The organism is Candidatus Thermoplasmatota archaeon, from assembly GCA_038884455.1.
GTDB lineage: Archaea > Thermoplasmatota > E2 > DHVEG-1 > DHVEG-1 > JAWABU01.
The window spans coordinates 21,538-29,943 of sequence record JAWABU010000023.1; the positions used below are offsets into that span (position 1 = coordinate 21,538).

An 8,406-nucleotide genomic window follows, 5' to 3' on the forward strand; every position below is an offset into this window, starting at 1 on the left:
ATGTTACAGATTCAGCCAATACCTAATGAACCTGCATTACTCATTGAAAAGAATGAAATTCTTGTCATCGCTGATCTCCATATTGGCATTGAACATGAATTCTACCGACAGGGTGTTCATATATCATCACACACAAAAAAAATAACACAGCAAATAATGCAATTACTCAAAAAGTACAAACCGAAAAATGTCCTACTTCTCGGTGACATCAAACATACAATTCCTACGTCAACACATCATGAACAAAAAGAGATATCAACCCTTCTTGTATTAATGCAGCAGTATAGTACGGTTCACCTTGTTCCAGGTAACCATGACGGAGGCATCAAAGCACTGTTACCACCAGGTATCATTCTTCATCCCTCAGATGGGTGCATTCTTCAAAATATTGGTTTTATCCATGGGCATCGTTGGCCGAAACAAGAACTTTTGGCTCAAGAATGTATTATCATAGGGCATACCCATCCAAGCATCCAATTCACAGATCGTCAGGGATATAAAACATATGAGCCGTGTTGGCTTCGTGGAAAAACCATAAACATGCCCTCGGTCAAACGATATGCTCATCTACGTACAAATCCTATGATCATAGTCCTTCCAGCATACAATCGACTTTGTGGTAGTATTGCAGTAAACAGAGAACCTCTTGCGGGACCGTTTGCACAACTCCTTAACCGAGTGCAAACCGATGTTTATCTTCTTGATGGATCGCTGCTCGGAAAACTTAAAGATATCAAATAATCAAATTTAAATAATACTATGATAATACGAGTAAAACTTACCTAAGGTAGCGATGTTTCATGGTACTCAATGCTTCGGAAAATATTCGTCAACTATTTGCTGCTTTTCTGTTATTATTATTACCCTGGATTGTGATCCTACTTCTTATGATATTAAATATTGAGAATATCTGGGCGTATCTCTTAAGTATTTCTTGGTTTGGTTCTGGCGTTATTTTTTTCCAAAGCTTGTACTACTGATCTTTCGATGATTTAGACGTTATCCCTTGATTTTTTAAAACCAAAATCATTTAAATTACATTGTGTATTCTGTGTTCCTGTTGGTCTGGATGGTTAATTATATTATTGTCACTGGCGGGGTTATCTCAGGATTAGGAAAAGGTATCACAACAGCGTCGATCGGCAAAATTTTACAATTCCATGGGTATAAAGTCACCGCAATCAAAATTGATCCATACATAAACTTTGATGCAGGGACGCTTCGACCAACTGAACATGGTGAGGTGTGGGTTACTGAAGATGGCGGTGAAATCGACCAAGATCTTGGTCATTATGAGCGTTTTCTCGACGTTAATATTCTCAAATGCAATAATATTACCACAGGACAAGTATATAGCGCGGTTATCGAAAAAGAACGTCAAGGTAAATATCTCGGGAAAACTGTACAACCGATACCTCATGTCACCGACGAAATTAAACGGCGAATTCGGCAGCCTGCTCAAGAGGGAAAATATGATTTCGTAATTGTCGAGATTGGGGGGACTGTTGGTGATTACGAAAATATTTTGTTTTTAGAAGCAGTTCGTCAAATGAAACAAGAAGGTGATAAAGTTCTGTATGTGCATGTCACCTATGTTCCTGTCCTCGAATCGCTTGGGGAGGCAAAAACGAAACCAACGCAACATTCCGTTAAACTGCTCCGTGAGGTTGGTATTCAAGCTGATTTTATTGTTGCCCGTTCAGAAAAACCACTCGATGATGTACGAAAAGAAAAAATTGCCTTGTTTTGTAATATTCATCAAGATGATGTAATCTCTGATTCAAATATCGATAATGTGTATGCTGTACCGCTCCTTTTTGAAGAACAAGAACTGTGTAAAAAAATACTCCGCAAATTACATCTCCGAAAACAACAACGTGATTTAAAACAATGGAAAAATTATATTGCAAAGATCCGTCGGATTAACCGACAAATAAAAATTGGTATTGTCGGAAAATATTTTGATATCGGTGCGTATCAGTTATCTGATTCGTACATATCAGTTATCGAAGCAGTTAAACATGCTGCGTGGAACAATAACCTTGCTCCTCAAATAGAATGGATTGACTCGAAAATATTTGAAAAACAACCTGAAGAGATCCGTACTCTAAGTCAGTTTGATGGCATTATTGTTCCAGGGGGATTTGGTTTGTCAGGAATCGAAGGAAAAATTACAACAATTCGATATGCTCGGGAAAACAACATTCCATATCTTGGATTATGTCTTGGTATGCAACTTGCAGTTGTTGAATATGCACGAAATAAATGTAATCTTAAACAAGCGAACACAACTGAAGTCGATAAAAATACGGCATATCCTGTGATCGACTTTATTCCTGATCAAGTGAAACTTATCCGAGAATCTAGATATGGTGCAACCATGCGTCTTGGTGCGTATCCTGCAGTGTTACAAGAAAACACTTTGGTCTATCAATTATACGGGAAAACGACAGTGTATGAACGTCACCGTCATCGATATGAAGTTAATCCTCAATATGTTGAAATTCTTGAACAAAATGGCCTTGTGTTTTCTGGTCGATCACCTGATGGTATTCTCATGGAGTTTTTAGAATTGTCTGGTCATCCTTTTTTTGTTGCGACACAAGCTCATCCTGAATTTAAATCACGACCTATGAAGCCTGCTCCTTTGTTTGATGGTTTGATCAAAGCAGCAAAAAAGAAAACCAGATAGTTTTTTACGACAATCTTGATGTTGAACGGTTGTTGGGACTGTGAAGGTGTTGTGTCAACCAAGATCGCAAACAGCATTCATTAAGGAGATGAAAGAGGTATTAAGGCAGTAAAGAAACCGAATTTAGACTTGTCAAAACTAACATTTCTTCTCCTAGAACATGGTGGCGATGTCACTTTACTTTACAGAGAGACAATATTTATATAGCGGGAAGGCTAATAGTATAGTAATTAAAAAAAATCTGAATGAGTGCGTGATAAACAATTGCACTAATCTACTGTATGTGATGTTTGGGGGAATGACGTGCTATGAATATTACCTTGCTTCCAAGACTATTAAGTTTTTTTCTTATACAACTCTTAATATTTTCTATTTTTTTACCGTCAACTTCTCGGGCGCAGGTTCCTCCTGATGAGCCAAAAATACCAGGACATATATCTCAAGAACGGTTACAGCTTATCCAAAATTTAATACTTCCTGAAAAAAGAATCCCTCCACCTGACGTTATATATCCCATGGCTCAAAATGATATTGTTGTTCAAATCGTCGAACAGCTCAATGCAACAATTCTCCTTAAATATCTTGAGAACTTAACTGCATTTGGACCTCGGGTAACTCAGACACAAGCATGTATCGACGCTGGAACTTATATTTATGATCAATTTAAAAAGATGGGCCTCCAGGTACGCTATCACAATTGGTCAAATGAAGGATACTATGGAAGTAATATTGAGGCGCAATTAAGTCCCCATGATCCTGAGACTGATGAAATTTTCCTTATTTGTGGTCATTATGATAGTGTTAGCGGAAGCCCTGGTGCAGATGATGATGGGTCTGGTGTTGCAATAACACTTGCTGCAGCTGAGATACTCTCAAAATATACTGTAAATAAAACCGTTCGATTTGTTGCTTTTTCTGGAGAAGAACAAGGGCTGCTTGGAAGTGAACGATATGCGCAGGAAGTAGCGGCAAATAACGATAATATCATCGCCGTGTTGAATGCTGATATGATTGGATTTGCGCTCACTTATTCAGATGGCCAAAAAATAAAGATTTATGCTGACACGCCGTCGCTTTGGATTACCCAGTATATGACTAATATCAGCCAAACGTATCATGAGTATATTGATCTTACTGTTCTTCCGAGTGGAACAACCTCAGGTAGTGATCATTACTATTTCTGGGTTTATGGGTACTATGCAATCTTTGAGCACGAGTATAACTTTAATGATTACTACCATTCATCGCAAGATACTATTCAACATATGAACTTATCATATACGGTGAAAACATCTCGACTTTTACTTGCAACTTTAGCTGAATTGTTAGAAACAGATGTTGTACCACCACCACTTCCAGTTCTTGAGATTAGCAATATCCAAGGTGGCAAAGGAATAACAGCAGAGATTACGAACATCGGTCTTGGCACTGCAACCAATGTCACGTATACCATTGAAATTACTGGGGGTCTTTTTATCTCTCAGCGCTTTGAAACCGGTACACTTGGAACACTGCTTGCGACAGAATCAAACCGTCTCCATTTTTATTTTAAAGGAATCGGATTAGGTATCTTTTCACTTCTTCCGACCATTACCATAACGGCGACCTGTGATGAAAGCGTGTCAACTCAATCTGTGGTAAAAGCCCAGGTTTTCTTCAGTCAGATAACACTTCGCTAACACCAATATTTTTATTACTTTTTGATCTGATATACTGGTCGATAGCTCGTGCAGCCTTTTTTCCAGCACCCATCGCAAGAATAACAGTTGCTGCACCCGTTGCAATATCACCACCAGCAAATAATCCTGGAATCGACGTCCGTCCGTTCTCATCGGTGATGATATTTCCATGCTTTCCAATCTGTAAGCCTTTCATTGTCTGCGGAATTAAAGGATTAGGACTCTGACCAATTGCGATTAGTGCTGTATCAATCTTCATTTTTTCCTCGGAGCCAGGAATAGGGATGGGACGTCTCCGACCAGAATCATCAGGTTCTCCAAGCTGCATTTTGATAAATTCAACTTCGGTTAAATGACCTTCTTCATCTCCAATGAATCGGACCGGGTTTGTCAGTAACATAAAAATCACGCCTTCTTCTTTTGCATGGTGAATTTCTTCAGCACGCGCAGGCATCTCTGCTTCAGTTCGACGGTACAGCACATATGATTTTTCAGCACCAAGACGGAGCGCTGTTCGAGCGCAATCCATAGCAACATTGCCAGCGCCAAACGTTGCAACCTTCTTTCCAATCTTTATCGGAGTATCAGACGTCGGAAAATCATACGCTTTCATCAAATTAACTCGAGTTAAAAATTCATTTGCCGAATACACTCCATCAAGATTCTCCCCAGGGATATTGAGCCAATTTGGAAGACCTGCACCGGTTCCAATAAAGACAGCATCATACTCTTTCAACAACTCATCTACAGTAATTGTTTTCCCAACGACAACATCATAAATAATATTCACACCTAATTTGGTTATATAATCAACTTCAGCTTCAACGATTTTTTTTGGCAAGCGAAATTCAGGGATACCATACATCAGCACGCCACCAGGAGCATGTAATGCTTCAAACACAGTAACAGTATACCCCATCTTTGCCAAATCAGCTGCACAGGTAAGACCAGCGGGACCAGCACCTACAACAGCAACCTTCTTCCCAAGCAATGGTTGCTTTTGTGGAATTTTAACGCCTTTCTCTCGTTCGTAATCAGCGATAAAACGTTCGAGACGACCGATACCTACTGGCTCGCCAATTTTTTTTAGAGTACATTCTCCCTCACATTGTGTTTCATACGGACAAACTCTGCCTGATATAGCAGGGAGGTTATTTTTTGCTTTAATGATTTCAGCTGCTTTTTCAAAATCACCTGAGGCGATACAAGCAATGAAACCAGGGATGTCAATTTCCACAGGGCAACCATTCATGCATGGTTTATTTTTACATTGCAGACACCGTTTTGCTTCTTCAACTGCAATTTCTTTACTGTATCCATACGGTACTTCTTTGAAATTTTTTATCCGTTCTTGTGGTGTTTGTTCAGGCATCTCATGTTTTGTTTTTCGAACGTTCATACGACCACACCCGCTAACCTACAGGCTTCACCTTCTTCATGGATAAACCTGCGGTTCCGGAGCATAAGATTTTCATAATCAACCTTGTGGCCATCAAACTCAGGGCCATCGACACATGCGAACTTTACCTTTCCATCAACTGAAACGCGACAACCACCACACATTCCAGTCCCGTCAACCATAATTGGATTTAAACTCACCAATGTTTTAATATTATATTTCTTCGTTAACTCTGATACAACCTTCATCATAATAATAGGACCGATTGCCATCACCATATTCACGTTTTCTTTTTTTTCGATGATCTCTTGTACTACATCACTGACAAAACCTTTGTGACCTTTTGAACCATCATCTGTAGTAACATAAAATTCGTCACTAAACTGAGCGATTTCTTCTTCTAATATCAAAAGTTTTTTCGTCTTTGCTCCAAGGATCGATATTACATAATTGCCGGCTTGTTTCAACGCTTTTACAATAGGATACAACGGTGCAATACCAACACCACCACCAACACAAACCACAGTACCATATTTTCTTATATCTGAGGGCGCACCAAGCGGTCCAACAAAATTAAGAATGCTGTCTCCAACATTTAGAGTTCCTAGCTGTTGTGTTGTCTTACCAACCTCTAAAAAGATAATCGTAATCGTTCCGTGATCTCGGTCAAAATCAGCGATAGTTAGCGGAATGCGTTCTCCTTTTTCATCAATGCGAAGAATGATAAACTGACCTGGTTGAGCCTTTGCGGCAACAAGTGGGGCTTTGATTTTCATCATTTTTACCGTATCAGATAAAATCTTTTTTTCAAGTATTTCATACATAATGAACACATTTTTTGTAGTACGTTTTCAGTAATTTTTTTGCTTCTTTAATACTTTGTGTTTTATGAATTCATCATTGTGTTATCTGATAAAAAAATTTTGTAAAAAAGATAAATATATCAAGAAAATAAAAAAAAGAAGGTAAGGTATGTTTAAATGACACCTTGATCCATCATTGCATCTGCTACTTTTACAAAGCCTGCAATGTTTGCTCCTCGGACATAGTCGATTTTATCTTTTGAGATCCTTCCGTATTTCACACACGCTTCATGAATATTTTTCATGATTTGTCGGAGCTGTTTGTCGACTTCGTCAGCAGACCAAGTGATGCGGATACTGTTTTGTGTCATTTCAAGACCTGAGACTGCGACGCCGCCCGCATTGACCGCTTTTCCAGGAGCATACATGATTTTCTCAACAAGAAGTTTTACCGCATCAGCAGTACATCCCATATTTGACGCCTCTGCAACAAGAATACATCCATTTTTAATCAATGTTTTTGCATCATTTACATCAAGTTCGTTCTGAGTTGCACAGGGCATAGCAATATCGCATTTTACTTCCCATGGCTTTTTCCCCGGATAAAATGGGACTTTGAATTTCTTTGCATAATCTTCCACACGATCATTGTTTGATGCCCGCATCTCAAGCATATAATCAATTTTTTCCCCTTTGATACCATCTTTATCATAAACGTATCCATCGGGACCAGAAAGAGTAACGACTTTACCACCAAGTTCGGTGATCTTCAGTGCTGCGCCCCATGCAACATTACCAAATCCTGAAAGTGTGACAATCTTTCCTTTGAAACTTTCATTTTTTAATGCCAGCATCTCTGCAGCAAAATAGGTTGCCCCATAACCAGTTGCTTCGGGTCGTATAAGGCTACCGCCCCAATTGACGCCTTTTCCGGTAAGTACCCCAGTAAATTCATTTCTCAGTTTTTTATACATGCCAAACATGTACCCGATCTCTCGACCGCCTACTCCAATATCTCCTGCGGGAACATCGGTGTTTGGGCCGATATGACGTGACAATTCAAGCATAAATGCTTGGCAGAAACGCATAATCTCTGCATCTGATTTGCCACGGGGATCAAAATCAGATCCTCCTTTTCCTCCACCCATTGGTAGACCAGTGAGGCTGTTTTTGAATATTTGTTCAAAACCCAGGAATTTTAAAATACTCAGGTTGACACTTGGATGGAAGCGTAAACCTCCTTTGTAAGGTCCGATTGCACTGTTAAATTCAACTCGATATCCTCGGTTTACTTGAATTTCTCCTTTGTCATCAACCCATGGTACTCGAAACATAATTACTCGTTCTGGTTCAACAATTCTTTCAAGTATTTTTGCTTTTTGATATTTTGGATTTTTTTCGATAAAGGGCATGAGTGATTCGACAACTTCTTGTACTGCTTGATGAAACTCTTTTTCCCCAGGATTTTTTTGTATAACCTTATCCATAAATGCCTGTACCTTTTGGTCCATACTTATTTACCTCCAAATAGTTGGTGACCGGTATTACCAATTATTATTAAAACTTTGGGGATAGTATGGTATTTAAAAATATTTTACTGATTTTTATAAAAACTTGAATTTTTTGTATTTTTCTCAAAATTTGTTTAACGAAAGATAAGTTGTTTGCTATGTTTTTGGCATGTATACCACTATAAATATCGTTCGTGTACAATGGCTACATCCCGAAATGAATCCATAAATTCAGCATAACGTCTCATTTTGCTGTGAGAATCACGCACAGCAAACAGAAAAAATCATAATTCAACAAGCTTTTTTACAGATTTTTTCAACA

6 protein-coding genes are annotated in these 8,406 nt (G+C 38.7%); 3 read left to right on the plus strand and 3 right to left on the minus strand.

What is annotated here, in order from left to right:
* The 3 genes from QXL17_05225 to QXL17_05235 all read left to right on the plus strand — a co-directional run bounded on the left by QXL17_05225 (position 1) and on the right by QXL17_05235 (position 4,371).
* The gene (locus tag QXL17_05225) at positions 1-741 is read left to right on the plus strand and encodes a metallophosphoesterase (protein ID MEM4258536.1); all 741 of its coding nucleotides are present in this window, start codon (positions 1-3) and stop codon (positions 739-741) included.
* Between the two features lie 328 nt (positions 742-1,069).
* Positions 1,070-2,692: a CTP synthase gene (locus QXL17_05230; GenBank protein ID MEM4258537.1), complete on the plus strand. Its 1,623-nt coding sequence runs from the start codon at positions 1,070-1,072 to the stop codon at positions 2,690-2,692.
* Positions 2,693-3,000: 308 nt separating this feature from the next.
* Entirely contained in the window at positions 3,001-4,371 is a 1,371-nt protein-coding gene (locus QXL17_05235; protein MEM4258538.1) for a M28 family peptidase, read from the plus strand.
* Here the strand turns inward: QXL17_05235 and gltA are convergent.
* The 3 genes from gltA to gdhA all read right to left on the minus strand — a co-directional run bounded on the left by gltA (position 4,349) and on the right by gdhA (position 8,084).
* On the minus strand, positions 4,349-5,770 hold the full coding sequence (gene gltA, locus QXL17_05240) for an NADPH-dependent glutamate synthase (protein ID MEM4258539.1): 1,422 nt from the start codon (positions 5,768-5,770) through the stop codon (positions 4,349-4,351). The two genes, QXL17_05235 and gltA, sit on opposite strands and share 23 nt — an antisense overlap.
* On the minus strand, positions 5,767-6,594 hold the full coding sequence (locus QXL17_05245; protein MEM4258540.1) for a sulfide/dihydroorotate dehydrogenase-like FAD/NAD-binding protein: 828 nt from the start codon (positions 6,592-6,594) through the stop codon (positions 5,767-5,769). Before QXL17_05245 ends, gltA begins: the two co-directional genes overlap by 4 nt.
* Positions 6,595-6,746: 152 nt before the next feature.
* A complete protein-coding gene (gdhA, locus tag QXL17_05250) occupies positions 6,747-8,084 on the minus strand; it encodes an NADP-specific glutamate dehydrogenase (GenBank protein ID MEM4258541.1) in 1,338 nt (445 codons plus the stop codon).
* Positions 8,085-8,406 lie beyond the last annotated feature (322 nt).

Coding starts and splice junctions, on each gene's coding strand:
- QXL17_05245 (MEM4258540.1), bottom strand. CDS start 6,594: ATGTATGAAATACTTGAAAAAAAGATTTTATCTGATACGGTAAAAATG.
- gltA (MEM4258539.1), bottom strand. CDS start 5,770: ATGAACGTTCGAAAAACAAAACATGAGATGCCTGAACAAACACCACAA.
- QXL17_05235 (MEM4258538.1), top strand. CDS start 3,001: ATGAATATTACCTTGCTTCCAAGACTATTAAGTTTTTTTCTTATACAA.
- gdhA (MEM4258541.1), bottom strand. CDS start 8,084: ATGGACCAAAAGGTACAGGCATTTATGGATAAGGTTATACAAAAAAAT.
- QXL17_05225 (MEM4258536.1), top strand. CDS start 1: ATGTTACAGATTCAGCCAATACCTAATGAACCTGCATTACTCATTGAA.
- QXL17_05230 (MEM4258537.1), top strand. CDS start 1,070: ATGGTTAATTATATTATTGTCACTGGCGGGGTTATCTCAGGATTAGGA.